The organism is Azospira inquinata (assembly GCF_018905915.1).
Lineage (GTDB): Bacteria > Pseudomonadota > Gammaproteobacteria > Burkholderiales > Rhodocyclaceae > Azospira > Azospira inquinata.
Window position 1 is genome coordinate 999,607 of record NZ_CP064782.1, and the last position, 26,501, is coordinate 1,026,107.

The 26,501-nt window shown below is 59.7% G+C and carries 25 protein-coding genes, 2 tRNA genes and 3 rRNA genes; 11 read left to right on the forward strand and 19 right to left on the reverse strand.

The annotated features are described in order from the left end of the window. Positions 1 to 28 precede the first annotated feature (28 nt). Genes Azoinq_RS04430 through Azoinq_RS04450 form a run of 5 tightly spaced genes read left to right on the forward strand, consistent with a single transcriptional unit; the run spans position 29 to position 3,528 of the window. A complete protein-coding gene (locus tag Azoinq_RS04430) occupies positions 29 to 1,036 on the forward strand; it encodes a KpsF/GutQ family sugar-phosphate isomerase (protein ID WP_216131879.1) in 1,008 nt (335 codons plus the stop codon). After that, positions 1,036 to 1,551: a KdsC family phosphatase gene (locus Azoinq_RS04435; protein ID WP_216131876.1), complete on the forward strand. Its 516-nt coding sequence runs from the start codon at positions 1,036 to 1,038 to the stop codon at positions 1,549 to 1,551. The genes Azoinq_RS04430 and Azoinq_RS04435 overlap by 1 nt, the downstream gene beginning before the upstream one ends. Then, positions 1,548 to 2,123, forward strand: a complete 576-nt coding sequence (gene lptC / locus Azoinq_RS04440; protein ID WP_216131873.1) for an LPS export ABC transporter periplasmic protein LptC — start codon at positions 1,548 to 1,550, stop codon at positions 2,121 to 2,123. The genes Azoinq_RS04435 and lptC overlap by 4 nt, the downstream gene beginning before the upstream one ends. Positions 2,124 to 2,125: 2 nt before the next feature. Beyond that, positions 2,126 to 2,746, forward strand: coding sequence for a lipopolysaccharide transport periplasmic protein LptA (gene lptA, locus Azoinq_RS04445; RefSeq protein ID WP_216131871.1), 621 nt, complete (start codon positions 2,126 to 2,128; stop codon positions 2,744 to 2,746). Between the two features lie 5 nt (positions 2,747 to 2,751). Next, positions 2,752 to 3,528: an enoyl-CoA hydratase gene (locus Azoinq_RS04450; protein WP_216131868.1), complete on the forward strand. Its 777-nt coding sequence runs from the start codon at positions 2,752 to 2,754 to the stop codon at positions 3,526 to 3,528. Between the two features lie 45 nt (positions 3,529 to 3,573). On the opposite strand, the gene Azoinq_RS04455 is transcribed toward Azoinq_RS04450, so the two are convergent. The 5 genes from Azoinq_RS04455 to Azoinq_RS04475 all read right to left on the reverse strand — a co-directional run bounded on the left by Azoinq_RS04455 (position 3,574) and on the right by Azoinq_RS04475 (position 7,315). Beyond that, the gene (locus Azoinq_RS04455; protein ID WP_216131866.1) at positions 3,574 to 3,915 is read right to left on the reverse strand and encodes a hypothetical protein; all 342 of its coding nucleotides are present in this window, start codon (positions 3,913 to 3,915) and stop codon (positions 3,574 to 3,576) included. A 193-nt stretch (positions 3,916 to 4,108) separates the two neighbouring features. Then, entirely contained in the window at positions 4,109 to 4,948 is an 840-nt protein-coding gene (gene pyrF, locus Azoinq_RS04460) for an orotidine-5'-phosphate decarboxylase (RefSeq protein WP_216131864.1), read from the reverse strand. After that, a complete protein-coding gene (locus tag Azoinq_RS04465) occupies positions 4,945 to 5,142 on the reverse strand; it encodes a hypothetical protein (RefSeq protein ID WP_216132464.1) in 198 nt (65 codons plus the stop codon). The genes pyrF and Azoinq_RS04465 overlap by 4 nt, the downstream gene beginning before the upstream one ends. A 2-nt stretch (positions 5,143 to 5,144) precedes the next feature. Further along, on the reverse strand, positions 5,145 to 6,959 hold the full coding sequence (locus Azoinq_RS04470; RefSeq protein ID WP_216131861.1) for a glutamine--tRNA ligase/YqeY domain fusion protein: 1,815 nt from the start codon (positions 6,957 to 6,959) through the stop codon (positions 5,145 to 5,147). Between the two features lie 122 nt (positions 6,960 to 7,081). Then, complete coding sequence (locus tag Azoinq_RS04475; RefSeq protein ID WP_216131858.1) at positions 7,082 to 7,315, reverse strand: hypothetical protein; 234 nt, start codon at positions 7,313 to 7,315, stop codon at positions 7,082 to 7,084. A 329-nt stretch (positions 7,316 to 7,644) separates the two neighbouring features. Between Azoinq_RS04475 and hrpA the strand changes: the two genes are divergently transcribed. From hrpA to Azoinq_RS04500, 5 genes are all read left to right on the forward strand, one after another. Beyond that, positions 7,645 to 11,637 carry an ATP-dependent RNA helicase HrpA gene (hrpA, locus tag Azoinq_RS04480; RefSeq protein ID WP_216131855.1) on the forward strand — a complete coding sequence of 1,331 codons (3,993 nt, stop codon included), beginning with the start codon at positions 7,645 to 7,647 and terminating at the stop codon, positions 11,635 to 11,637. A 96-nt stretch (positions 11,638 to 11,733) separates the two neighbouring features. After that, positions 11,734 to 12,492 (forward strand): EI24 domain-containing protein, encoded by a 759-nt coding sequence (locus Azoinq_RS04485; RefSeq protein ID WP_216131853.1) that lies wholly within the window; start codon positions 11,734 to 11,736, stop codon positions 12,490 to 12,492. Positions 12,493 to 12,502: 10 nt separating this feature from the next. Then, entirely contained in the window at positions 12,503 to 13,285 is a 783-nt protein-coding gene (locus tag Azoinq_RS04490; protein ID WP_216131850.1) for a competence/damage-inducible protein A, read from the forward strand. Positions 13,286 to 13,514: 229 nt separating this feature from the next. Then, positions 13,515 to 14,093 (forward strand): phasin family protein, encoded by a 579-nt coding sequence (locus Azoinq_RS04495; protein ID WP_216131847.1) that lies wholly within the window; start codon positions 13,515 to 13,517, stop codon positions 14,091 to 14,093. 260 nt (positions 14,094 to 14,353) lie between these two features. Beyond that, positions 14,354 to 14,899 (forward strand): phasin family protein, encoded by a 546-nt coding sequence (locus Azoinq_RS04500; protein ID WP_216131844.1) that lies wholly within the window; start codon positions 14,354 to 14,356, stop codon positions 14,897 to 14,899. Positions 14,900 to 15,178: 279 nt separating this feature from the next. On the opposite strand, the gene rrf is transcribed toward Azoinq_RS04500, so the two are convergent. From rrf to rplM, 10 genes are all read right to left on the reverse strand, one after another. Beyond that, positions 15,179 to 15,292: ribosomal RNA gene (gene rrf, locus Azoinq_RS04505) — 5S ribosomal RNA — on the reverse strand. An 84-nt stretch (positions 15,293 to 15,376) separates the two neighbouring features. After that, a 23S ribosomal RNA gene (locus Azoinq_RS04510) occupies positions 15,377 to 18,261 on the reverse strand. Positions 18,262 to 18,479: 218 nt separating this feature from the next. Further along, positions 18,480 to 18,555: transfer RNA gene (locus tag Azoinq_RS04515), tRNA-Ala, on the reverse strand. Between the two features lie 7 nt (positions 18,556 to 18,562). Continuing rightward, positions 18,563 to 18,639, reverse strand: a tRNA-Ile gene (locus Azoinq_RS04520). 131 nt (positions 18,640 to 18,770) lie between these two features. Beyond that, positions 18,771 to 20,310, reverse strand: a 16S ribosomal RNA gene (locus tag Azoinq_RS04525). Together the 16S, 23S and 5S rRNA genes with 2 tRNA genes alongside form the textbook arrangement of a ribosomal RNA operon. A gap of 567 nt (positions 20,311 to 20,877) precedes the next feature. Next, positions 20,878 to 21,225, reverse strand: a complete 348-nt coding sequence (gene erpA, locus Azoinq_RS04530; RefSeq protein ID WP_216131841.1) for an iron-sulfur cluster insertion protein ErpA — start codon at positions 21,223 to 21,225, stop codon at positions 20,878 to 20,880. Between the two features lie 65 nt (positions 21,226 to 21,290). Further along, positions 21,291 to 21,659: a bactofilin family protein gene (locus Azoinq_RS04535; protein ID WP_216131838.1), complete on the reverse strand. Its 369-nt coding sequence runs from the start codon at positions 21,657 to 21,659 to the stop codon at positions 21,291 to 21,293. Between the two features lie 17 nt (positions 21,660 to 21,676). After that, positions 21,677 to 22,360 (reverse strand): hypothetical protein, encoded by a 684-nt coding sequence (locus Azoinq_RS04540; RefSeq protein WP_216131836.1) that lies wholly within the window; start codon positions 22,358 to 22,360, stop codon positions 21,677 to 21,679. Positions 22,361 to 22,486: 126 nt separating this feature from the next. Next, positions 22,487 to 22,879 carry a 30S ribosomal protein S9 gene (gene rpsI / locus Azoinq_RS04545; RefSeq protein ID WP_216131832.1) on the reverse strand — a complete coding sequence of 131 codons (393 nt, stop codon included), beginning with the start codon at positions 22,877 to 22,879 and terminating at the stop codon, positions 22,487 to 22,489. Positions 22,880 to 22,888: 9 nt separating this feature from the next. Beyond that, the gene (gene rplM / locus Azoinq_RS04550) at positions 22,889 to 23,317 is read right to left on the reverse strand and encodes a 50S ribosomal protein L13 (protein WP_216131828.1); all 429 of its coding nucleotides are present in this window, start codon (positions 23,315 to 23,317) and stop codon (positions 22,889 to 22,891) included. 539 nt (positions 23,318 to 23,856) lie between these two features. Between rplM and Azoinq_RS04555 the strand changes: the two genes are divergently transcribed. After that, positions 23,857 to 24,276: an OsmC family protein gene (locus Azoinq_RS04555; protein WP_216131825.1), complete on the forward strand. Its 420-nt coding sequence runs from the start codon at positions 23,857 to 23,859 to the stop codon at positions 24,274 to 24,276. Positions 24,277 to 24,285: 9 nt separating this feature from the next. Here Azoinq_RS04555 and coq7 read toward each other — a convergent pair whose 3' ends face one another. From coq7 to Azoinq_RS04575, 4 genes are read right to left on the reverse strand one after another with little or no spacing between them, the layout of a single operon-like run. Continuing rightward, on the reverse strand, positions 24,286 to 24,909 hold the full coding sequence (gene coq7, locus Azoinq_RS04560; protein ID WP_216131822.1) for a 2-polyprenyl-3-methyl-6-methoxy-1,4-benzoquinone monooxygenase: 624 nt from the start codon (positions 24,907 to 24,909) through the stop codon (positions 24,286 to 24,288). A gap of 1 nt (position 24,910) precedes the next feature. Further along, positions 24,911 to 25,414: a CNP1-like family protein gene (locus Azoinq_RS04565; RefSeq protein ID WP_232368558.1), complete on the reverse strand. Its 504-nt coding sequence runs from the start codon at positions 25,412 to 25,414 to the stop codon at positions 24,911 to 24,913. A 52-nt stretch (positions 25,415 to 25,466) separates the two neighbouring features. Further along, the gene (locus Azoinq_RS04570) at positions 25,467 to 25,886 is read right to left on the reverse strand and encodes a rubrerythrin family protein (RefSeq protein WP_216131819.1); all 420 of its coding nucleotides are present in this window, start codon (positions 25,884 to 25,886) and stop codon (positions 25,467 to 25,469) included. A 10-nt stretch (positions 25,887 to 25,896) separates the two neighbouring features. Further along, a complete protein-coding gene (locus tag Azoinq_RS04575; RefSeq protein ID WP_216131815.1) occupies positions 25,897 to 26,421 on the reverse strand; it encodes an RNA pyrophosphohydrolase in 525 nt (174 codons plus the stop codon). Positions 26,422 to 26,501 lie beyond the last annotated feature (80 nt).

Consider the following 26,501-nt stretch of genomic DNA (forward strand, 5'->3'; position numbering starts at 1 on the left):
TGCAACGCATCATAATCGCTGTCAGAACATGAACCAAATTTCTCCCAGTCCGGAACACCCGATCCAGCCCAGCCCCCGGGCCCTGGACCTGGCCCGTCAGGTGCTGCGCATCGAGGCCGATGCGGTGGCCGGACTCATTCCCCGCATCGACGACGCCTTTCTCCGGGCCGTGGGCCTGGTGCTCAATTGCCGGGGCCGGGTGATCGTCAGCGGCATGGGGAAATCCGGCCACATCGCCCGGAAAATCGCCTCCACCCTGGCCAGCACCGGCACCCCGGCCTACTTCGTCCATCCCGGGGAAGCCAGCCACGGGGATCTGGGCATGATTCTTCGGGAAGACCTGGTCATCGCCCTCTCCAATTCGGGGGAAAGCGACGAACTGCTGGCCATCCTGCCCAGCGTCAAACGTCAGGGCGCCAAGCTGGTGGCCATCACCGGCCATCCGGAGTCCACTCTGGCCCGGGAGGCTGACGTACACCTGAACGGGGCCGTAGCCCAGGAAGCCTGTCCCCTCAATCTGGCCCCCACCGCCAGCACCACCGCTGCCCTGGCCCTGGGCGACGCCCTGGCGGTGGCCCTGCTGGACGCCAAGGGTTTCGGCCCGGAAGACTTCGCCCGCTCCCATCCGGGGGGCGCCCTGGGGCGCAAGCTCCTCACCCATGTACGAGACGTGATGCGCCCCGGCCCGGAAGTGCCCCAGGTGCGACCGGAAGCTTCCCTGGCGGAAGCGGTCCTGGCCATTTCCCGGGGCGGCTTGGGCATGACCACGGTCACCGATCCAGAGGGCCGGGTGCTGGGCATTTTCACCGACGGGGATTTGCGCCGGGCTTTTGAACGGGATGTGGATCTGCGCCGGGTGCCCATCGGTCAGGTCATGAGCGTCCAGCCCCGCAGCATCCGGGAAGACAAGCTGGCCGTGGAGGCGGTGGAAATGATGGAACGGCACAAGATCAGCCAACTGCTGGTCACGGACGCAACGGGGCACCTCCTGGGGGCCCTGAACATGCATGACCTGTTCCAGGCCAAGGTGATCTGATGCCCACCTCCTGCAACGATCTGCGCCTCATGGCCTTTGACGTGGACGGGGTGCTCACGGACGGGCGCCTCTATTACAGCGACCAGGGGGTGGAGCTGAAGGCCTACCACGCCCAGGATGGCCGGGCCATGAAGCTCCTGCAAAAGGCCGGCATTACCCTGGCCCTCATCACCGGCCGCAACACCCCCGCCGTGGCCAACCGAGCCCGGGACCTGGGCATCGACATCGTGCTCCAGGGCATTCTGGACAAGCGCACCGCCATGGGCGAACTGCTCGCCGCCCGGGGCCTGGATTTCAGCCAGGCCGGTTACATGGGGGACGATGTGCAGGACATCAAAATCCTGGCCGCCTGCGGCTTTTCCGCCGCCCCCGCCGACGCCCACCCCCTGGTCAAGGACCATGTGGCCTATGTGAGCACCCTGGGGGGGGGCCACGGCGCGGTGCGGGAAGTCTGTGAACACATTCTGGCGGCCCAAGGCCGTCTGGACGCCCTCTTTGCGAGTTATCTGCCATGAAGCGTTTTACCGGCGCCCTTTTCCCCCTGGTCCTGCTGGCCGCCCTGGCCGGGCTCACCTTCTGGCTGGCCAAGGCCGTGGAATTGCCGCCCCTGGATTCGGGAGGCCGTTTCCGCCATGATCCGGATTACGAGGTAAGCAATTTCACCGTGCGCAAGTCGGACGAAACCGGCACCCTGCGCTACACCCTGACCGCCAAAACCCTGGTCCATTACCCGGATACGGAAGGGTCGGACGTGCAGCAGCCCAAGGTGGTCTTCCTTAAACCCGGCCAGCCCCCGGTGAGTCTGGGGGCCGACTGGGCCAAGCTCAACAGCGATGCCAGCGTGGTCAAGCTCTACCGCAACGTCACCCTGATCCGGGCCGCCACCGCTGACCGGGAAACCCTGGTGGGCACCGCTCCGGACCTGACCATCCTGCCCGATGCGGAAACCGCCCACACGGACAGCCCAGTACAACTGGTCCAGGGCCAGTCCTGGCTCAAGGGCAAGGGGCTGGACGTGGATAACGCCACCATGACCTACACCCTCCGTTCCCGGGTCACCGGGGAATTTCAACCCCATAAGCACTAGCCATGATCCCATTCCTCTCCTCCCCCCGCCTTTCCTCCCCCCTGCTCCTGGCCGCCTGTCTGTTGTTTACCGGCACCTCCGCCCTGGCGGAAAAAGCCGACCGGGATAAGCCGGTGACCCTGGACGCGGACCGGGCCTCCGTGGATGACGCCAAGAAGCAGCACATTTTCGAAGGCAACGTGGTGCTCACCCGGGGCACCCTGGTCATCCATGCGGACAAGCTGGTGGTGACCCAGGACCAGGACGGCTTCCAGAAAGGGGTGGCCTACGGCAAACCGGCCCGCTTCAAGCAAAAGCGGGAAGGCAAGGATGAGTACGTGGAAGGGGAAGGGCTGCGCATCGAGCACAACGAGCGCACCCAGGTAACGGAATTCTTCGACCGGGCCTATGTGAAGAGCGGCCAGGACGAGGTGCGGGGCCAGTACATCCAATACGACGGCCTCACGGAGCAGTACTACGCCACTGCCAGCGGTAAAAAAGGCAATGGTCCCGGCGCTTCCTCCGCCCCCACCGGGCGGGTACGCGCCATCATCCAGCCCAAGAATGGGCCCCAGGCGCCGGCCCCCAAGGGTCGTGGCATGACCTTGAAGCCGGCCTCCCAACTACCATCAGAAACGGAGTAAGCCCCATGTCTTACGAATACATCACCGTGGAAACCAAGGGCAAGGTCGGTCTCATCACCCTGAACCGGCCCAAGGCCCTGAATGCCTTGTGCGACGCCCTGGTGGACGAACTCGGTGAAGCCCTGACCCAGTTCGAAGCGGACGAAGCCATCGGTGCCATGGTCATCACGGGCTCCGACAAAGCCTTCGCCGCCGGGGCCGACATTGCGGCCATGAAGGATTACAACTACATGGACGCCTACAAGGGCGACTACATCACCCGCAACTGGGAAAAGGTCAAAACCTGCCGCAAACCCGTGATCGCCGCCGTGGCCGGTTACGCCCTGGGGGGCGGCAATGAACTGGCCATGAGCTGCGATTTCATCATCGCCGCCGACACCGCCCAGTTCGGCCAACCGGAAGTGAAGCTGGGCATTCTCCCCGGCGCCGGCGGCACCCAGCGTCTGCCCCGGGCCGTGAGCAAGGCCAAGGCCATGGACCTCTGCCTCACCGCCCGCATGATGGATGCGGCGGAAGCGGAACGGGCCGGTCTGGTCTCCCGGGTGGTCCCCGCGGACCGGCTGCTGGACGAAGCCCTGGCCGCCGCCACCAAGATCGCCTCCTACTCCCTGCCCGTGGTGATGATGATCAAGGAAAGCGTGAACCGGGCTTTTGAAGGCCCCCTCCACGAAGGCATGCTCTTTGAACGCCGCCTCTTCCACTCCTGCTTCGCCCTGGAAGACCAAAAGGAAGGCATGGCCGCCTTCCTGGAAAAGCGCAAACCGGCGTTCAAAAACGCCTGAGCGCCAAGCGCCCACAAAAAAGCCGGGGAATCTCCCGGCTTTTTTTTATGGCTCCTTCGGCACTTCCGCTGCCCCCTGGGAATCGCAGCCCCAGCCTTCCCCGATCCAGCGCAATATCAACCGCCGGAAGAGGGGCAACCAGGCCTCCGGCAGGCCGGGCACCAGGCGCCGGGGATCTTCCGCCAGGCCGCAACTGTAACGCCCCAGGGAAGCCCGCCAGATCAGAGCCGGACAGGGCCCGGTGCGGCGCAGGTAGCGCAGGCGCCCCAGGGGACAGGTGGTAGAAGCGCAACAAACGCCGCAGCCGTTGCAGCGAGCGCCATAGGAGGGTTTGGCGGGAGCGGAGCCTTGCAGCTCCACCCAATCCGGATTTTCTGGGGCTTTCATGGTCTCAGGCGCCTCCCAACGGGGACCGGCGACGATTCCCCGCCCAATCATCCCCCGTGCTCGGGAAAGCCCTGCGGGTGGCAAACCTGAGCCCGGCCCACCAGCCAAGCGCCAACCGCAGCACCAGGCCTAAACGCCCCCCGGTCTTCTGGCTCCCCAGGAGCCGCCCGTCACCCCCCATACCCCGCCCCCGTTAGCGCCAGCGGTTAATGCTGTTCCGGGTTTCCAGGGCCGCCTGGCGGGAAACCTGGGCGAAATCCTCCCCGGTACCCGCGTAGAGAATGGCCCGGGAGGAATTAATCATCAGCCCGGTACCGGCGCCGGTACGGCCCGCTTTCACCGTGGCTTCAATATCCCCGCCTTGGGCGCCGATGCCGGGCACCAGCAGGGGCATGAAACCGGTGATTTCCCGTACCCGGGCGATTTCATGGGGATAGGTGGCGCCCACCACCAGGGCGCATTGGCCGGTCCGGTTCCATTCTTCCGCCACCAGCCGGGCCACCCGTTCGTAAAGCCGCTCCGGTTCTTCCCCGGCCTTGCCTCCCTGCACGTGGAGGAATTGGAGGTCGCTGCCCCCCGGGTTGGAGGTGCGGCACAGCAGAATCACCCCCTTGTCCGGATAGGCCAGATAGGGCTCCACCGAGTCCCGGCCCATATAGGGATTGACCGTTACCGCGTCGGCACGGAAGCGCTCAAAGGCTTCCACCGCGTACTGCTGGGCGGTACTGCCGATATCTCCCCGTTTGGCGTCCAGAATCACCGGAATGCCCGGATGGCGCTCGTGGATGTGGGCGATCAGGTCTTCCAGCTGGTCTTCGGCCCGCCGAGCGGCAAAGTAGGCAATCTGGGGCTTGAAGGCGCAGACCAGATCGGCGGTGGCATCCACAATGGCTTTGCAGAATTCCAGGATGGCGTCGTCCCGGCCCTTGAGATGGGCGGGGAATTTGGCCGGGTCCGGGTCCAGGCCCACGCACAACAGACTGTTGTTGCGCTCCCAGGCGGAGGCCAGGGTCTGGGTGAAGGTTGCGCTCATTTCTTGTCCTCGGTTGGCGTCGCGGCGGGCTCCGGAACAGGCTGGGCCGGCCGCGGCGGGCGATTCTTGTCGTCGTTGGCAAAACGGAAGCGGCCGTAGAGCACGCAGCCCTTCATGCCCGGATCGCAGGGCAGGCCCTTGATCCGGGTGCAACGGTCATCCACCTCATGGGGGCATCCCCAGCCGCCGCCCATCTTTAGGCTCCCACCTTGCCCCAGGAGTCCTTCAGGGTCACGGCCCGGTTGAACACCGGGGCGCCGTCCCGGGAATCCACCCGGTCGGCGACAAAATAGCCGTGCCGCTCAAACTGGAAGCGGTCTTCCGCCCGGGCTTCCTTCAGGGAAGGCTCCAGCTGCGCCCGGATGACCACCTTGGCATTGGGATTGATGTCGTCCAGGAAACTCCGTTCCAGACCTTCCGGGTCCCCTTCCCGCCGGGCGCCCGGGGCAGGCACGCTAAAGAGGCGGTCGTAGAGGCGCACATCGGCCGGGTAGGCCTGGGCCACGGACACCCAATGGAGGTTGCCCTTGACCTTGACGCTGTCCGCCCCCGGGGTGCCGGACTTGGTGTCGGGCAGATACTCGCAGAGCACGGCGGTCACGTTGCCGTCCCCGTCCTTTTCACAGCCGGTGCATTTCACCACATAGCCGTAGCGCAGCCGGGCCATGTTGCCGGGGAAGAGACGGCGGTAGCCCTTGCTGGGCACTTCCATGAAATCTTCCCGTTCGATCCACAGTTCCCGGGAGAAAGGCATGGGCCGATGGCCCAGCTCCGGCTTCAGGGGATGGTTGGGGGCCTGGCATTCTTCCACCTGGCCTTCCGGGTAATTGGTGATGATCAGCTTCAAGGGGTCCAGCACCGCAATGCGCCGCTGGCAGGAGTCATTCATAGTCTCCCGCATGCAGTCTTCCAGCAGACTGTAGTCGATAAGGGAGTCGGACTTGGAGACCCCGATGCGCTCAGCGAAGAGGCGGAAGCCTTCCGGGGTATAGCCCCGGCGCCGGGCGCCCACCAGGGTGGGCATGCGGGGATCGTCCCAGCCTTCCACGTGCTTTTCTTCCACCAGCTGAATCAGCTTGCGCTTGGAGAGCACCACATAGGTGAGGTTGAGCCGGGAAAATTCGTACTGCCGGGGCAGGGGCTGGTTGAGGCAGCCCATTTCCCCCAGACGCTCGTTGAGCCAGTCGTAGAGGGGGCGGTGATCCTCGAATTCCAGGGTGCAGATGGAGTGGGTAACATTTTCCAGGGAATCGGACACCCCATGGGTGAAGTCATACATGGGGTAAATGCACCACTTGTCCCCGGTGCGGTGGTGGCTGGCGTGACGAATCCGGTAGGCGATGGGGTCCCGCAGGGTGACGTTGGGACTGGCCATGTCGATTTTCAGGCGCAGCACGTATTTGCCGTCGGGGAATTCTCCCCCCTTCATGCGCCGCAGCAGGTCCAGGTTTTCCGCCACGGGCCGATCCCGCCAGGGGCTGTTCTTGCCCGGCTCGGTGAGGGTGCCCCGGTTGGCCCGGATTTCTTCCGGGGTCTGCTCATCCACGTAGGCCAACCCCGCTTCCACCAGCTTTTCCGCAAAGGCATAGAGGTGGTCGAAATAGTCGGAGGCGAAATACTGGTGGGAAACTCCGTTCCATTCCCAGGTAAAGCCCAGCCATTGCACCGCATCCACAATGGAATCCACGTATTCCTGGTCTTCCTTGGTGGGATTGGTGTCATCGAAACGCATGTGGCAGACGCCGCCAAAATCCCGGGCCAGGCCGAAATTGAGGCAGATGGACTTGGCGTGACCGAAGTGCAGGTAACCGTTGGGCTCGGGGGGAAAACGGGTGCGAATCTTGGCCGGGTCCAGGGGGCCCTGGGCATGCTCGGCGGCGGTGCCAGGATGGCCGGCCCAATGGCGGGTGGCGTATTTACCGGCCGCCAGGTCGGCTTCCACCACATTGCGAATGAAATTGGCAGCCGGCGCGGCAGCGGCGGCTTCGTTGGCTTGACCCTTGTTGCTCACGGCGAGTTCCTTGATTGGGGATGGGGTATTTTACCGGCTGCCACGGCAAAATCCCTAGAAATCCAGCCATCTCCCCCGGTCTCGCCCTCAGAACCGGCTTTTTTCAGGCCCTGCCCCACCCGTTAATAGGTGGTATCGGAAAAGGAGTCTTCCTTGCGGTGAGCGGCCAACCAGCGGTGGCGCAGGCCGTGGGTGAACACCACAAATAGGGAAACCAGACCGGCCAGCAGCAGGAAGGCCATGAGCATGGCGCCGAACCAGCGAACCCAAACGCTGTGGCCGGATAGGGCGGCCAGGGTGAACCCAGCGACCAACAGAAACAGCAAGGCAAAGCCGATACGGGTCAAGAATTTCACGGCGTTCTCCTCATGCCGGCGGCGGATCATTCCCCTCTGTCCGCCCCCTTATTAGGCTCGCCCGCTTAGGCGGCGGGCCCGCAAATTATGCCTTTCGGATAGACCGCCTACCATTAGACAAAAGTCAGATTTGCCCGGCTTTCCCGGGCCTATTTCTCCGCCGGGAGGAGCCTCTCCGGTACTCCCGGGAAGAGAACAGACGCCCTCCCCTCCGGTGAGTGGATTTTTAGCCCCGGCGCCCCTTGCCCAAACCGGCTTTTGGCGGGAGACTTGGGCCCTTTTTCCCCTTTGCGGCCGTTCTTTTCGGGACGGCTTTGGATGCATCGCCCATGAAGTCTGCCCCCCCCCGCTCCGCGCCCCTTCCGGATTTTTCTGACTGTCTGACCACGGATCGCCCCCGGCTGCGCGCCCTGGCCCGGACCGCCGCCCAGGGCGGGCCCCGGGGCGATCAGGCCCGGGAAGATTTAAATGCCCTGGTGGAGCGCTCCCAGGCGGCCTGTGGGGAACGTCGGGCCCGGCTGCCCAAGCCTGAATTTGCCAAAGATTTGCCGGTCAATCTCCGACGGGAGGAAATCAAGGAATTAATCGCCGCCCATCAGGTGGTCATCGTCTGTGGGGAAACGGGCTCGGGGAAAACCACCCAGTTGCCCAAAATCTGCCTGGAACTGGGCCGGGGTGCGGCGGGCCTCATCGGCCACACCCAGCCCCGGCGTCTGGCGGCCCGTTCCGTGGCCAGCCGGGTGGCCCAGGAGCTCCACACCCGCATCGGGGAAGGGGTGGGGGTGAAAATCCGCTTCCATGACCGGACCGGACCCGCTTCCTACCTGAAGCTCATGACCGACGGCATTCTTCTGGCGGAGACCCAGACCGATCCCTACCTCAACGCCTACGACACCATCATCATCGACGAGGCCCATGAGCGCAGCCTGAACATCGACTTTCTTCTGGGCTATCTGAAGCAGCTCCTGGTCAAGCGCCGGGACCTGAAACTCATCATCACCTCCGCCACCATCGACGCGGAACGCTTCGCCTCCCATTTCGCCCACCAGGGCCGGCCCGCCCCGGTGATTGAGGTTTCCGGCCGTCTTTACCCGGTGGAAATGCGCTATCGCCCGGTACAGGACGACGGGGAGGACGAGCGGGATCTTTACGACGCCATCAGCGACGGGGTGGATGAGCTGTGCCGCCTGGGCCCAGGGGACGTGCTGGTCTTCCTGCCCGGGGAGCGGGAAATCCGGGAGGCTGCGGAAACCCTGCGCAAGCGCCGTTTCGGCGGGCCCCAGCCGGAAATTCTGCCCCTCTTTTCCCGGCTTTCTGCGGCGGAGCAGGACCGGGTTTTTAAGACCGGCGGCGGGCGGCGCATTGTGCTGGCCACCAATGTGGCGGAAACCTCCCTCACCGTGCCGGGCATTCGCTACGTGGTGGACACGGGCCTGGCCCGGGTGAAGCGCTATTCCTACCGGAACAAGGTGGAACAGCTCCAGGTGGAGAAAATTTCCCAGGCGGCGGCTCGGCAACGGGCCGGGCGTTGCGGCCGGGTGGCTTCCGGGGTCTGCGTCCGGCTCTACGATGAGGCGGATTTCAAGGCCCGCTCCGAATACACGGACCCGGAAATCCTGCGCTCTTCCCTGGCCGGGGTAATTCTGCGCATGAAGGCCTTAAAACTCACCGAAGTGGAGAGCTTTCCCTTCATTGAACCGCCCTTGCCCAAAGCAGTGGCGGACGGCTACACCCAGCTCCAGGAACTGGGCGCCCTGGATGAGCAGAACCGGCTCACGGACGTGGGCCGGGCCCTGGCCCGCCTGCCCCTGGACCCGGCCATCGCCCGCATGATCCTGGCGGCCCGCCATTACGGCTGCCTGGAGGAAATGCTGGTGATTGCCGCTGCTCTGTCCGTGCAAGATCCCCGGGAGCGGCCCCAGGAAAAGCAGCAGGCGGCGGATCAGGCCCATCACCGCTTTGCCGACGACAAGTCCGAATTTCTCACCTGGCTGAAACTGTGGCGCTGGTACAGCGAGGAACTGGAACACAAAAAATCCCAGCGCAAGCTCCAGGACCATTGCCGGGCCAATTTCCTCTCTTGGCTGCGCCTGCGGGAATGGCGGGAAGTGCATCAGCAGCTGCGCTCCATGGCTGCCGAACTGGGCTGGTTGCCCCATGCCGCCCCGGCCCCCCGGGACGAGGATGGGGCTCGCCCGCCCCTGCCGGAGGCCAAGCTCCCCGACCTGCGTCCCGAGCTTTACGCTCCCCTGCACAAGGCCCTGCTCACGGGGCTCCTGGGCAACATCGGCTGCCGCTCCGACGAGTCGGCCCATTATCTGGGGGCCCGGGGCATCAAATTTCTTATCCACCCGGGCTCGGCCCTGCATAAAAAGGCCGGGAAATGGGTGGTCTGTGCCGAATTGACCGAAACCAGCCGGCTCTACGCCCGCTGCGTCGCCCGCATTGAGCCAGACTGGCTGGAAGAGGTAGGTGCCCACCTGATCCGGCGCAGCTATTTCGACCCCCACTGGGAAAAGAAGTCCATGCAGGTGGCGGCCTACGAGCGCACCACCCTCTACGGCATCGTGGTCAATCCCAAGCGGCGCATTAACTACGGCCCCCTGCACCCGGAGGAAGGCCGGGAGATTTTCCTGCGCCAGGGGCTGGTGGGGGGGGAAATCGCGGAGGATTACGCCCGCCGCTGGCCCTTCTGGCAACACAATCAGAAACAGATCCACGCCATTGAAAACCTGGAGCACAAACAGCGCCGCCAGGATGTGCTGGTGGATGACGAGCTCATCTATGCCTTCTACGACCAGCTAATTCCGGCGGGCCTCTACAACGGAGCGGACTTCGACAAGTGGCGCAAGGAGGCGGAGCGGGACAATCCCCAGCTGCTGTTCCTGGCCAAGGACGATCTCATGCGCCACGAGGCGGCGGGGGTCACCACCGACGCCTTCCCCTCCCGCATGCGCCTGGGGGGCTTGGAATATGCCCTCAGCTACCACTTCGAGCCGGGCAGCCCGAAAGACGGGGTGACCCTGGTACTGCCCCTGGCCCAGCTCAACCAGGTGCCCGCCCCCCGTTGCGAGTGGCTGGTGCCCGGCCTGCTCAAGGAAAAAGTGGTGCAGCTGGTGAAAACCCTGCCCCAGCGCATCCGGGCCAAGCTGGTACCGGTGCCGGAATTTGCCGAAGAATTCATCGCCTGGGCTAGGGCGGAAGACAAGCGCATGGCCCCGGGTCTGATTGGCCCCCTGATTGACTTCATTCTCAGCGCCCGAGGCCTAAACGCCCGGGGCTGGTCCGTGACCCCGGATGCATTCCGTCCAGACCAGCTGCCGGCCCACCTCACCATGAATTTCAAGCTGGTGGATGAACATGGGCGCCAACTGGACATGAGCCGCAGCCTCAGCGCCCTGCGGGCCGAATGGGGCCGGGAAGCCAAGCAGGAATTCGCCGAGGCCCACGAAACACCCCGGGAATACACCGGGCTTACCGACTGGACCTTCGACGCCCTGCCCGAGCTCATGGAAGTCACCGTGGGGGGCCAGCGCCTGTTGGGCTACCCGGGGCTGGTGGATGAGGGGGACAGTGCCTCCCTGCAAGTCTTCGATTCCCCGGAGGAAGCCCTGGTGGCCCATCGCAAGGGCCTCTCCCGCCTGTTCCAGATCCAGCTCAAGGAGCAGGCCCGGTACTTTGAGAAAAATCTTCCCGGACTCTCCCAGATGTCCATGCAGTACATGGCCCTGGGCTCGGCGGAGGACCTGCGGGATCAGCTGGTAGGCCTGATTTTCCAGCGGGCCTGTCTGGGGGATCCCCTGCCCACGGACGCCCGCAGTTTCAAGTCCCGCTGCGGCGATGCCAAGAACCGGCTCGGCCTGCTGGCCCAGGAAATCTGCCGCTTGGTGGGGGCCATTCTGAGCGAGTGGCAGGGGCTGGAGAAAAAACTGGGAGCCACCAAAGGCCACCCGGAAGCGGTACAGGACGTCCGCCAGCAGGTGGGCCGCCTGATCCACAAACAGTTTGTGGCGGCCACCCCCTTTGAGCGTCTGCAACACTTCCCCCGCTATCTGAAGGCCGCCGCCCTGCGCCTGGATAAGCTGAAAGCCAATCCAGCCCGGGACGCCCAGCAGTTAAAGGATTACACGCCCCTGTGGAGTCACTACGAGCGCCGGGCCGTGCAGGTGGCCCGCCAGGGCGTCCCCAACGCCCAGCTGGAGCAGTTTCGCTGGCTGCTGGAAGAGCTGCGGGTTAATCTCTTCGCCCAGGAACTCAAAACCCCCGTGCCCGTTTCGGTGAAACGGCTGCAAAAAATGTGGGAAAGCATCCAATATGGTTAATTCGGGCCTTTGCCCCCGGCGTCCCGCCTTATCTGGCGGGGTCGCCCTTTTCCAGCCTGCCCGGCTCGGCGGGCCCATTTTCCTGGGAGTCTCCCCATGTCCGGTCTGATCCTGGCGTTCATGCGCAGCCTCAACACCCTGGGCCGGGGCCGAGCCTGGGCTTTTTTACTGGCTCCCGCCGGCATCGCCCTGGTGGCCTGGGCCCTCCTCACCATTTTCGGTCTGGAGCGGCTGACCACCCTGTTCCTGGAATTACCCCCCATGAACTGGGTAGCCTCCTGGGGCTGGCACGGTTTGGCGGGCTTCATGGCCCGGGTGGGCGCCTGGCTGACCCTGCTGGCCCTGGCCTATTTTCTCGCCATCGCCCTGGCGGGGGCCTGGATTCTCCCTTGGCAGCTGGGCTGGCTGGCCCAGGCCGAATATCCCCGGTTGACGCCTCTGGGTCGGGCAAGCCTGATCGGCTCCACCGCCAACAGTCTGTGGGCGGGAAGCCTGTTTCTCTGCGGCTGGCTGGTGACCCTGCCCCTTTGGCTGATCCCGGGCCTGGGCCTCATCCTGCCCGTGCTCTGGACTGCCTGGCTTTACCGTCGCACCTTCGCCTATGAAGCCCTGAGCACCCACGCCACTCGGGAAGAATGGGCCCAGTTTCGCCGGGAACAGGGCCAGCCCCTGCTGCTCATCGGTCTGGCCCTGGCCATTCTTTCCCCGATTCCCCTGGTGGGGCTCCTGGCCCCGGGCTTCGGTGCCTTTGTTTACGGTCACTTTGCTCTGGGCGCCTTGGCGCGTCTGCGGGCCGAGTCCGCTGAATCCGGCCCCACCGTTATCGACGGCGAAGCCATCCTCATTGATCCCTAAAGGAGTTCCCATGGAAGTGTCCGCCACCCGCTTCGGCGCCCTCATCATTGGCGACGAGATCATCTCCGGCAAACGCATCGACAAGCACTTCAGCCGATTGGCGGAGATTCTCGGCGCTCGAGGCCTCCAACTGACCTGGGCCGAATACCTGGGGGATGACCGGGCCCGGCTCGCCGCCACCCTGCAACGCACCTTTGCCAGCGGCGAAGCGGTGTTTTCCTTCGGCGGTATCGGCAACACCCCGGACGACCACACCCGTCAGGCGGCCGCTGCTGCGCTAGGGGTGGATTTGGTCCTGCAACCCGACGCGGAGCGGGAACTACGGGCTCGCTTCGGGGAGGAAACTACGGACGTGCGGCTCCTCCTGGGCACCTTCCCCCGGGGAGCGGAAATCATCCCCAATCCGGTAAATCGCATCGCCGGTTTCATGATCCGGGAGCATTACTTTGTCCCCGGTTTTCCCCAGATGGCCCATCCCATGGCGGAGTGGGTACTGGACACCCATTACCCCCACCTCTTCCATCAAAACATCAAAGCCGATAAGGCGGTCCTGCTCTCCGGCCCCAACGCCTACGAAAGCGCCCTCCTGGACTTAATGGAACGGATAGTAGCCACCTACCCGGACCTGCGCCTTTATTCCCTCCCTTCCATGAGCGCGGAAGGGGTGCGCCGCCACCTGGAGCTGGGCGTGGAAGGTGCCCCCGCCCGGGTCGATGCGGCAATGCAAGATATCTTGCAGGAAGTAGCAGCTCGCCAGCTCACCTGGCAGTGGCGGGACCCGGTCAATCAGTGAGTAACACCGGCGTCTTTCCGAGCCAGGGAACCGCACCCCAAACCTTTGTTATATATAAAAAATAATTTCCAATTTGATCATCTGTTAGGTGTTGACAGTGGAAGCAAAGCCCATATAATGACTTCCACATGTTGCATCGCAGCAACGATTCCGCAGACGCAATAAGAGAATCGTCATCTTTGGCGAGCATCATCCACCTTTCCGCAGGCCTTCTATCTTGGAGATGAACATGACTTTCTTCGCTACCCCCGAACAATTTGCTGCCGCCAACAAAGCCACTGTCGATTCCCTGCTGACCCTGGCCAACACCGCTTTCGCCAGCGCCGAACGTATTGCCGCCCTGAACCTGCACACCGCCCGTTCCGTACTGGAAGACGGCGTTGCCAACGCCAAGACCCTGCTGGGCGCCAAGGATGCTCAAGAAGCCCTGGCCATCCAAGCTTCCCTGGCCCAACCCAGCGTGGAAAAGGCCGTTGCCTACTCCCGCAGCGTCTATGAAATTTCCGCCCAGACTCAGGAAGAACTGTCCAAGCTGGTGGAAACCCAATTCGCCGAATTCAACAAGAACGTTGCCGGCCTGCTGGACAAGGTCTCCAAGACCGCTCCCGCCGGCTCCGACGTGGCCGTGGCCGCCGTCAAGTCCGCCATTGCCGCCGCCAACTCCGCCTACGACAGCCTGAACAAGGCCGCCAAGCAAGTGGCCGAAATCGCCGAAGCCAATGTAGCCGCTGCCACCAACGCCACCGTTAAGGCCGTGGGCGCCACCACTTCCGCTGCTGCCTCCAGCAGCAAGAAAAAGGCCGCCTAAGCTTTACCGACAAAGCGCGCTACCGCGCCTTTTCTGCAACACCAAAAGCCTCGCCTAAGCGGGGCTTTTTCTTAGCCTCAGGCAAATTAGCTAACTAATTTCCGCCGACGCCCGGATTCATTGTGTAACGCCATGGAAAACATTTCCGGGGTATGCTAGTTTGATAGGGGTGGGAGACAAACTACCCCTGGTGTTTCGTTTCCCGACGCCAATGGAGACTGGCGGAATTTCATATTTTGACGCTACTTGGAGGACTACCCATGAGCAGCACGAACTTGGATCAAATTTCCGCAGCACAAAAAGCCAACGCCGATGCCTATGTGGCGCTCATTCGCTCCACCTTCGACGGAGTGGAGAAAATCGCTGAACTGAACCTCTCTGCGGCTCGGGAATTCCTCAACACCTCCGTGGAAACCACCCAGTCCCTCATGGGCGCCAAGGATCTCAAGGAAGCGACTGAACTGCAGACTTCCCTGGCTCAACCCAACCTCTCCAAGCTGACGGAGTATTATCGGAAGCTGTACGAGTTAATCACGGAGACGCAGAAGGACGTCACGGGGATCATGGAGGAGCACTACAACAGCCTGTCCCAGCGGGCGGCGTCGGCGATTGAAACGTCTTCGTCCAAGGCGCCGTTGGGAGGCGACGTAATGGCGGCCGCCATGAAGACCCTGATGGGAGCCTCCACCCAGGCTTTCGAGAACTTCACGAAGTTGAGCAAGCAGATCACAGAGATAACGGAGGGAGGGGTAACGGCGGGGAGCGTGACGGCGAAGGCAGCGCGGAGCACGGCGAAGAAAGCGTAAGCCAAGGAATAGGAAGAAATGGAACCCGGCGGAAGCCGGGTTTTTTTATGGGGGGGGCTGGGGGAAGGAGTTGGCGGGAAGCGCTGGCGGCGGGGAGAAAGGAAGCCTAGAGAGGGGATGCAGGGGTTTTCTCCGTCGGAGGCCGGGAAGCCCACAGCGGATAGCCTAGGCAGCAAGGAAACAAGGAGAGGGAGGAAGGTAAAGCGAGGAGAAACGAGTGGGGGGAGATACAAAAGTAAAAGCCCCCGCCAAGAGAATGGCAGGGGCTTTTGAGGAGGAGCCTGGCGGTGACCTACTTTCGCACAAGAGATATGCACTATCATCGGCGCAACTCCGTTTCACGGTCCTGTTCGGGATGGGAAGGGGTGGGTCCAGAGCGCTATGGCCGCCAAGCGTAACTTGTCCGTGCTCCGCTAGGCGGGGCACGCAAAAAGGAGAAAGAGTTGTGATTGCAGCTGAGTTGCTACTTAAAGTTATAGGATCAAGCCTCACGGGCAATTAGTATCGGTTAGCTTAACGCATTACTGCGCTTCCACACCCGACCTATCAACGTGGTGGTCTTCCACGACCCTACAGGGGGATTGAATCCCCAGGGAAGTCTCATCTTGAGGCGAGTTTCACGCTTAGATGCTTTCAGCGTTTATCTCTTCCGAACTTAGCTACCCGGCGATACGACTGGCGTCATAACCGGTACACCAGAGGTTCGTCCACTCCGGTCCTCTCGTACTAGGAGCAGCCCCTCTCAAACTTCCAACGCCCACGGCAGATAGGGACCAAACTGTCTCACGACGTTTTAAACCCAGCTCGCGTACCTCTTTAAATGGCGAACAGCCATACCCTTGGGACCGGCTACAGCCCCAGGATGAGATGAGCCGACATCGAGGTGCCAAACACCGCCGTCGATATGAACTCTTGGGCGGTATCAGCCTGTTATCCCCAGAGTACCTTTTATCCGTTGAGCGATGGCCCTTCCATACAGAACCACCGGATCACTATGACCTGCTTTCGCACCTGCTCGACTTGTGGGTCTCGCAGTCAAGCACGCTTATGCCATTGCACTATTAGCACGATGTCCGACCGTACCTAGCGTACCTTCGTACTCCTCCGTTACTCTTTGGGAGGAGACCGCCCCAGTCAAACTGCCTACCATGCACGGTCCCCGATCTGGATTCACAGACCAAGGTTAGAACCGCAAACAAACCAGGGTGGTATTTCAAGGTTGACTCCACCAGAACTAGCGTCCTGGTCTCACAGTCTCCCACCTATCCTACACAGGTCGGTTCACAGTCCAATGCAAAGCTACAGTAAAGGTTCATGGGGTCTTTCCGTCTAGCCGCGGGGAGATTGCATCTTCACAAACATTTCAATTTCGCTGAGTCTCAGGAGGAGACAGTGTGGCCATCGTTACGCCATTCGTGCAGGTCGGAACTTACCCGACAAGGAATTTCGCTACCTTAGGACCGTTATAGTTACGGCCGCCGTTTACCGGGGCTTCGATCAAGAGCTTGCACCCCATCACTTAACCTTCCGGCACCGGGCAGGCGTCACACCCTATACGTCCACTTTCGTGTTTGCAGAGTGCTGTGTTTTTATTAAACAGTCGCAGCCACCATTTCACTGCAACCCCATCGAGCTTCAATCGCGAGGATCTACACTCTACCGGGGCGCACCTTATCCCGAAGTTACGGTGCTAATTTGCCGAGTTCCTTCTCCTGAGTTCTCTCAAGCGCCTTAGAATTCTCATCCTGCCCACCTGTGTCGGTTTGCGGTACGGTCTCTTTGTAACTGAAGCTTAGAGGCTTTTCTTGGAAGCTTGGTATCAATCACTTCGCGGTCAAAGACCACTCGTCATCACGCCTCAGCTAAGCTTTCCGGATTTGCCTAGAAAGCACGCCTACACGCTTAAACCGGGACATCCAACACCCGGCTGACCTAACCTTCTCCGTCCCCCCATCGCATTACAAAGAGGTACAGGAATATTAACCTGTTTCCCATCGACTACGCTTCTCAGCCTCGCCTTAGGGGCCGACTCACCCTGCGCCGATGAACGTTGCGCAGGAAACCTTGGGCTTTCGGCGAGCGGGCTTTTCACCCGCTTTATCGCTACTCATGTCAGCATTCGCACTTCTGATACCTCCAGCATCCCTCACGAGACACCTTCGCAGGCCTACAGAACGCTCTCCTACCATATCTAAAAGATATCCGCGATTTCGGTGCATAGTTTGAGCCCCGTTACATCTTCCGCGCAGGACGACTCGACCAGTGAGCTATTACGCTTTCTTTAAAGGGTGGCTGCTTCTAAGCCAACCTCCTGGCTGTCTAAGCCTTCCCACCTCGTTTCCCACTTAACTATGTCTTTGGGACCTTAATCGGCGGTCTGGGTTGTTTCCCTCTTGACACCGGACGTTAGCACCCGATGTCTGTCTCCCAAGCTCGCACTCCACGGTATTCAGAGTTTGCTATGGCGAAGTAAGTCGCGATGACCCCTTCAACCATTACAGTGCTTTACCCCCGTGGGTGATACTTGAGGCACTACCTAAATAGTTTTCGGAGAGAACCAGCTATTTCCGGATTTGTTTAGCCTTTCACCCCTATCCACAGCTCATCCCCTAACTTTTCAACGTTAGTGGGTTCGGACCTCCAGTGCGTGTTACCGCACCTTCATCCTGGCCATGGATAGATCATCCGGTTTCGGGTCTACGCCATGCTACTAATCGCCCTTATCAGACTCGGTTTCCCTACGCCTCCCCTATTCGGTTAAGCTCGCAACATAACGTAAGTCGCTGACCCATTATACAAAAGGTACGCAGTCACCCCACGAAGGGGCTCCCACTGTTTGTATGCATGCGGTTTCAGGATCTATTTCACTCCCCTCCCGGGGTTCTTTTCGCCTTTCCCTCACGGTACTGGTTCACTATCGGTCGATCACGAGTATTTAGCCTTGGAGGATGGTCCCCCCATGTTCAGACAGGGTTTCACGTGCCCCGCCCTACTTGTCGCAAGCTTAGTTCCACTAAAGGGTTGTCGCGTACGGGGCTATCACCCACTACGGCGCAACTTTCCAGATGCTTCCACTAACCCTTCAGCTAAAACTTGCAGGCTGTTCCCAGTTCGCTCGCCACTACTTTGGGAATCTCGGTTGATTTCTGTTCCTCCGGCTACTTAGATGTTTCAGTTCACCGGGTTCGCCTCCCATACCTATGTATTCAGTATGGGATACTCCTTGCGGAGTGGGTTTCCCCATTCGGATATCTCTGGATCAAAGCTTTATTGCCAGCTCCCCAGAGCTTTTCGCAGGCTTACGCGTCCTTCATCGCCTGTGATCGCCAAGGCATCCACCACATGCACTTAGTCGCTTGATCCTATAACTTTAAGTCCTCCGAAGAGGCGTTATAGGCAACTCAGTTTGTGCGTATCGTGCTAGCTGTAACACGATACGATGCAATCACAACTTGTATCTGGTCTTCGGTTGTCGGCAACCAGATACATCTTTCTCCAATTTGTTAAAGAACGAACAGCATTTAAGCTTTCTGACCAAGGGTCAGAGATAAGAGCACTGCGTGCGCTTATCTCTAAGTCCTGGTGGAGGCAGACGGGATCGAACCGACGACCCCCTGCTTGCAAAGCAGGTGCTCTCCCAGCTGAGCTATGCCCCCGATAAGTTGGTGGGTCAGGTTGGAATCGAACCAACGACCCCCGCCTTATCAAGACGGTGCTCTAACCGACTGAGCTACTGACCCTGTTTGTCGGGGCCAGCGGCAAGACCAGGAGCCAGCACCTTTCGGTTACTCCTCACTCCTTGCTTCTTACCCCTTGCTGCTCTTTATTGACAACCGATAGGTTGTGGATACTTGGCGGATGCTTTCTCTAGAAAGGAGGTGATCCAGCCGCACCTTCCGATACGGCTACCTTGTTACGACTTCACCCCAGTCATGAATCCTACCGTGGTAATCGCCCTCCTTACGGTTAGGCTAACTACTTCTGGTAGAACCCACTCCCATGGTGTGACGGGCGGTGTGTACAAGACCCGGGAACGTATTCACCGTGACATGCTGATCCACGATTACTAGCGATTCCGACTTCATGCAGTCGAGTTGCAGACTGCAATCCGGACTACGATCGGCTTTCTGAGATTAGCTCCACCTCGCGGCTTGGCAACCCTTTGTACCGACCATTGTATGACGTGTGAAGCCCTACCCATAAGGGCCATGAGGACTTGACGTCATCCCCACCTTCCTCCGGTTTGTCACCGGCAGTCTCATTAAAGTGCCCAACTAAATGATGGCAATTAATGACAAGGGTTGCGCTCGTTGCGGGACTTAACCCAACATCTCACGACACGAGCTGACGACAGCCATGCAGCACCTGTGTCCAGGCTCCCTTTCGGGCACCAATCCATCTCTGGAAAGTTCCTGGCATGTCAAGGGTAGGTAAGGTTTTTCGCGTTGCATCGAATTAATCCACATCATCCACCGCTTGTGCGGGTCCCCGTCAATTCCTTTGAGTTTTAACCTTGCGGCCGTACTCCCCAGGCGGTCAACTTCACGCGTTAGCTGCGGTACTAATGGGTTTAACCCCACCAACACCTAGTTGACATCGTTTAGGGCGTGGACTACCAGGGTATCTAATCCTGTTTGCTCCCCACGCTTTCGTGCATGAGCGTCAGTACTGGCCCAGGAGGCTGCCTTCGCCATCGGTATTCCTCCACATCTCTACGCATTTCACTGCTACACGTGGAATTCTACCTCCCTCTGCCGTACTCTAGCCTCGCAGTCACAAGCGCAGTTCCCAGGTTAAGCCCGGGGATTTCACGCCTGTCTTACGAAACCGCCTGCGCACGCTTTACGCCCAGTAATTCCGATTAACGCTCGCACCCTACGTATTACCGCGGCTGCTGGCACGTAGTTAGCCGGTGCTTCTTATCAAGGTACCGTCATCTACACCAGGTATTATCCGGTGCAATTTCTTCCCTCGCGAAAGAGCTTTACAACCCGAAGGCCTTCTTCACTCACGCGGCATGGCTGGATCAGGGTTGCCCCCATTGTCCAAAATTCCCCACTGCTGCCTCCCGTAGGAGTCTGGACCGTGTCTCAGTTCCAGTGTGGCAGATCATCCTCTCAGACCTGCTACGGATCGTCGCCTTGGTGAGCCTTTACCTCACCAACTAGCTAATCCGACATCGGCCGCTCCAAGAGCGCGAGGCCCGAAGGTCCCCCGCTTTCCTGCTCACAGAATATGCGGTATTAGCGTAACTTTCGCTACGTTATCCCCCACTCCAGGATACGTTCCGATGCATTACTCACCCGTTCGCCACTCGCCACCAGGAGCAAGCTCCCGTGCTGCCGTTCGACTTGCATGTGTAAGGCATGCCGCCAGCGTTCAATCTGAGCCAGGATCAAACTCTTCAGTTCAATCTCTGCTTAAAACTCGCTTGACGGATGTGAATTCAAGTTTCCTTGAACTACATCTGTGTAAGCGCTCAATCTTTTGCCTGACTTACGTCAGTACATCCAACCAAGCACCCACACCTATCGGTTGTCTTCTTTTTAAAGAACTCTCTGCAAATTCAACTACTTACCGCTCTTTTGCAGCGCTGCCGTAGCAACGAAAGATGCGCATTTTAGAGAAAACCCAGAACCTCGTCAACTCTTTTTTGCAGCACCCGGAAAATTTTCTTTCCGTCTGTCGCGCCTTTCCAACGAATTCCCGGTCGCTTCCGCTTCCTTCACATCCGCCGTCAGTCACAACAGGCCGCGCATTCTATACGTTCCCCAATTACCGTCAACCCCTAGGGAACGCCGGAAAACGCCTTTTCACCCCGATCATCCCTCGAATCCCCACGCAAACAACACCTTAGCTTCCCTATATAAATACGAATTTTTTTAGAAAAATAGCTTTACCAGAGCGAATTGCCACAAAAGCCCCGAAGAAAAACAAAAGGCGACCGAAGTCGCCTTTCATTCCGTTCAGCAAGAAAATTAAACGGAAAAGGAAGAGCCGCAGCCACAGGTGGAGGTAGCGTTGGGGTTCTTGATGACGAATTGGGACCCCTCCAAGCCTTCCGAGTAGTCGATTTCCGCTCCGACCAAGTACTGGAAGCTCATGGGATCAATTAGCAGGGTCACGCCATTCTTTTCCATTAGGGTATCGTCTTCGTTGGCCGCTTCATCAAAGGTAAAGCCGTACTGGAAGCCGGAACATCCGCCACCGGTCACAAACACACGCAGCTTGAGGGCCGGATTACCTTCTTCTTCGATCAATTCCTTGACCTTGTTAGCAGCGCTATCGGTAAAAATCAAAGGGCCATTTTCGACAGCCGTATCCATGGTTCATCTCCAATAAGAGTCAAAACAACGCTATTCAGCAAGATCCACGCCAGTTGTCGAACCTGCTATTCACCCAAAAACCGCAAGGCACCGGAGACCACCGCCCCCTGGCGCACCTCCAAGCTTTTGTATTCCACGTTCCCTGTGACCTTCGCTCCCGCCTGTAGTTCCAGGGACTCACTCACCGTTAACGGCCCCGCCACTTCCCCGTTCAGGATAGCGTGGGCCACGGAAACGCTGCCTTCCACCCGGCCATGTTCGCTTAGCACCAAAATGCTGGAGCCCCCGTCTGCCGCCGTAATATTCCCGACAACCTCACCATCAATACGCAGACCGCCGGAAAACGAGACGTCACCACATACCTTGACTCCCCGCCCTATCAGCCCATCTATTCTTGAATGGGGCGAAGTCCCCCGCTTTCCACGACCAAACATTCCTGCCTCCCTGAAAACTACAGCCCCACTTCTTGATGAATCATCACCGCATCGCCATCCAGAATCTGCACATCCACTGAGGAGATCGCGGCCGCTTCCGGCACACGGAAAGCACCGCGCACACGGACAAAGCGCTTAACCACAATCAGAAATTCCTTGGAAGCGGCTTGATCGCCGGGGGATGGATAGAAAATCATAGCATCTTTCCCCCCCTGGTTTAGCTTGATCGCCAAACGCAGCCGCCCCCGGAATTCCCCCTTTGCAGGCCCAGCTCCGCGCTGAACAACGAACTCATAGACGTAAACGCCCTTGCCGCCAGCCCCCGGTTTTACGGAAACTCGAGCGATTTTTGGTAGAGCACTATCAGGGACTGGGCCAGGAGCATCCGGGAGCGCCCCGCCTTTCATCCGTTCATAAAAGGTGAGTCGCTCTTGAAGACGGGAATTTTTTGCCTCCAAATCGGCGATTTGCTGAAGCAAGCCCTGTTTTATCGATTCTTCTACCTTTTTCTGCCCCCCGTCCCGCGCAGAAAAAACGCTTGAACCGGCAGCTTTTCCCTCGGCAACTGGCCCCCACCAACGAGCAGCACCAACGCCCGCCACCGTCAGAGCACATCCCACGCAAACGCCAACCCCCACCTTGAGGTAATCCGGTACCACGCGGCCCACCGGCACCGTTGGGGCATCAATGCCAATCCCCAAGAGGCGCCGCAGCCAACGGAATCTGTGTTTAAGCGACCTAAGCATAGCGATATTATGAAGCACATGCCCGCGTCAAACCACATAAAAAAAGCCGCCAAAAGGCGGCTTTTTTCTGAATCCAGGCGATTAACGCTTGGAGAACTGTTTCCGGCGACGGGCTTTGTGGAAGCCGACTTTTTTCCGTTCCACTTCCCGAGCATCCCGAGTCACGAAACCAGCCTTGGACAGAGCAGGCTTCAGGGCGGCGTCGTACTCGATCAGAGCACGGGTAATACCGTGACGCACGGCACCGGCTTGGCCGGATTCGCCACCACCGGTCACGTTGACCTTGATGTCGAAGCCTTCCAGTTGTTCCACCAGGGCCAGAGGCTGACGCACAATCATGCGCCCGGTTTCACGGGAGAAGAATTCATCCACGGGCTTGCCATTCACGGTGATGGCGCCGCTGCCCCGCTTCATGAACACACGGGCAACCGCGCTTTTCCGGCGACCAGTACCGTAATAGTAGTTTTCAGCCATGACTTAACCTTAGATATCCAGAGTTTTGGGCTGTTGAGCACTGTGCGGATGGGCGGCACCGGCATAGCACTTCAGCTTCTTCAACATTGCGTAGCCCAGGGGGCCCTTCGGCAGCATCCCTTTGACCGCATTCTCCAGAACGCGAGCGGGGAAGCGCTGTTGCAGCTTGTTGAAAGTCGTTTCGTAAATGCCACCGGGGAAACCACTGTGCCGATAGTACTTCTTGTCAGTAGCCTTATTGCCCGTCACCCGAATCTTTTCCACATTGGTGACCACAATAAAATCCCCCGTATCCACGTGGGGCGTGTATTCAGCTTTGTGCTTGCCACGCAGCCGGCTAGCGATTTCGGTGGCGAGGCGACCCAGCACCTTGTCCGTGGCATCCACCACGAACCACTCGCGCTTCACCTCGTGCGGCTTGGCGGAAAAAGTTTTCATCTACCTCGTCCTTTAAATGCCTAATATCAGAAAGGCGCGGATTCTATCCTACAAATTCATGCACAGTCAAGCGCTTAACCCGCCGAGCAGGAAATCCCTAGCCCTCAGCCGCCCTTTAGACTCCTTTAGGCAAAAAAAAACGCGACTCACGAGGAGTCGCGCTAAATCCACACCAAAGGAGGAGGGTGGAGGAGACAAACAGTGGAAGTACGAACAACCGGTTTGGCTGCTATCCGCACTTCGGTCAGTTTCATTATTGACCAAACTCAAACCGGAGGCAAGAATTTTTTTGTGCAACGCACCAGCGCCCATTTTTCCTCAAGCGGGCCCGTGCCCGGAAAGCCAGTTTCCGTTTTTATTTTGCCGGGCTCCCCTTATAGCAAGCCCAGGCACTTAGACACACCGCCTTGACCAACCATACGTTGCCGTATCTTTTTGTGCGGCGCACAACACCGCCCCACCAGGCTCCAGAACCCGAAAATTCGGGGGACCGGTAAAATGAAGCACCTTTACCCTTTACCAACAGAGAGCCGATAACAATGGAATGCACCGTCAAGTGGGTAGACAACGTCACTTTTCTCGCCGAGACCGGCAGCAATCACGCCATTTTGATGGATGGCGCCCCGGAGGCGGGCGGGCGGAATCTAGCACCCCGCCCTATGGAGCTGTTACTGGCAGGGGCAGGCGGCTGCACCGCCTTCGATATTGTGCTGATTCTGAAGCGGGGCCGGCATCAAGTGTCTGGCTGCGAAGTTTCCCTGAAGGCCGGCCGGGCGGAAACCGACCCGAAAATATTCACCCACATTCACTTCCACTTCAAGGTAAGTGGCAAGCAATTGAAGCCCGAGGCCGTGGCTCGGGCCATCGACTTATCCAAGGATAAATACTGCTCCGCTTCCATCATGCTGGGAAAGACGGCCACTATTACCCACGACTACGAAATTATTGAGGAGGCCTAACCCTAGGCCTTATACATAATAGGTGAGCTTGGTCATCAGGCGAGACGTCACCTTCATGGCCAGCTTTACCGCACCGGGCAATTCGGCCGCCCCCAGAGACTCGGCCATACGGGAGTGGCCGATTTCATCTTCCTTCATCTGCTCCAGAATAGCCCGGGAGCGTTGATCCTGGGCAGGCAACACGGCCAAATGTCCCTGCAGGTGGCGCTCCACCTGCCGCTCCGTCTCCGCCAGGAAACCCAGATTAAAGGCATCCCCCGCCTTTCCCGCCAGCACCCCGATGGTAAGGGACCCCATATACCAGAGGGGATTCAGCAAACTCTTGCGGGAACCCAGTTCCGCCAAACGGCCAGCGGTCCACGCCAAGTGTTCCGTTTCTTCGTCGGCGGCGGCCGCCAGGTTTTTTTTCAAGGCTACGGAGGGAGAGGCGATGGCCTGCCCTTGATACAAGGCCTGGGCGCAAATTTCTCCGCAATGGTCGATACGCATCAAGCCCGCCACGTGGCGGCGCTCCGCCTCCGATAGCTCCGCCTCCGGCTTGTCCCCTCCCGGGAGAGGTCGTCGGGAGTGGGCGGGAGCAAACACGGCCCGGAGGGCCTTATCGAATTCCGTGATGACCTGATCCAACGCCATGCTATTTCTTACCTCCCGCCTTGAGCGCGGCCACACCTTCTTCCGCTTTCTGGATGGCGATACCGTCCGGGCAGAAAAACTCCCTGGCCAGGGTCTGGGCGTAGCCATTCACCGTATCGGTACGCAACCGGCGCCACTCATTGCCCCGAGCTTTAGACCAGCTGCCGTCTTCCCGCCCGAAGGCGTAGTAGCGCCGCTCATAGGTATCGCAGCGCAGGCCTTCGAAACTCACGTTTTTGGCGCCGGAGGGGGAAAGAATGATTGCCACATAGCGCACCACCCGGTCCGCCCCCACTGATAGGCTGGCTTCATCGACGAAAAAGCGATTGCGAGCCGTAGGCCCCAGGTCCAATTCCACCATGGATTTTTCCTGGGGAGCAGGGGGTAATTGGGCGGCGATTTCCGCCCAGGGCTTTTTCTCGTAGTCCTCTTCAAAGCCCGGGTTATCGATGCGGCCGTTCAAGCTTCTCAGATAATCCTGGTCCGCCCGGGCAAAAGGAATCAAGGCCCACAGCAGACCACACACCACACCTACCATTCTCAGATTGGGCGACACCCTAATCCTCCAGCTGATCCAGCGCTTTTTGCAAACGATTGGCATGGGCCCGCTCTGCTTTGGTGAGCGCTTCGAACCAGGCGGCGAGTTCCACCAACCCCTCTTCTCGCGCCTCCAGGGCCATGCGGGGGTACATTTGATCACAATCGGCCAGTTCGCTGACCAAGGCTGCTTTAAGACTTTCCCGCAGGGAAGAAAAAGGCAGATCCGTAACCGGATCACCACAGCTTTCCAGATATTCCAGATGGCCGTGGGCGTGCCCCGTCTCCCCTTCCGCAATGGCGCGGAACACCTCCGCCACTCCTGCTTGGCCCAGCACATCGGCCTTGGCAGCAAAATAAAGGTAGCGGCGGTTAGCCTGGGCTTCCTTGGCGAAAGCTTCCTTCAGGTTGGCCTCGGTACGGCTGCCTTTCAAACGCATGGTCGGCAACCTAGGCCTTGCCGCCGTCGGGACGGCGATTGTGGCCCCGATGGTGTGGACGATCGGCGTCAATGAAGCGCATCAATTCATTCAAGGCTTGTTCGTACACGCCCCGCTTGAACTCGATGACCGACTCCAGGGGCACCCAGTAATCGTTCCAACGCCAGGCGTCGAATTCCGGGTGATCGGTCGCCCGCAGGGAAACGTCCGAATCCCGGCCGGTGAGACGCAACAAAAACCAGATTTGCTTCTGGCCCTTGTAACTACCCCGCCACTCTCTCTTTATCCACTGCGTCGGCACATCGTAGCGCAACCAATCCCGGGTTCGCCCCAGAATCCGGACATGCTCGGGCATCAGCCCCACTTCCTCATGCAGTTCCCGGTACATTGCCTGCTCGGGAGTTTCACCGCGCTTGATACCGCCTTGAGGGAACTGCCAAGAATGTTCGCGTATCCGCTTACCCCAAAAAACCTCATTTCGGGAGTTGCAAAGAATGATGCCGACGTTCGGGCGATAGCCTTCGCGATCAAGCATGAAAAAACCTGCTAAAAATATTGGGTTACCAGCATTTTTTCACATTTCAAAACGCTTGGAAAGGAAACCGCCCCGGCCTG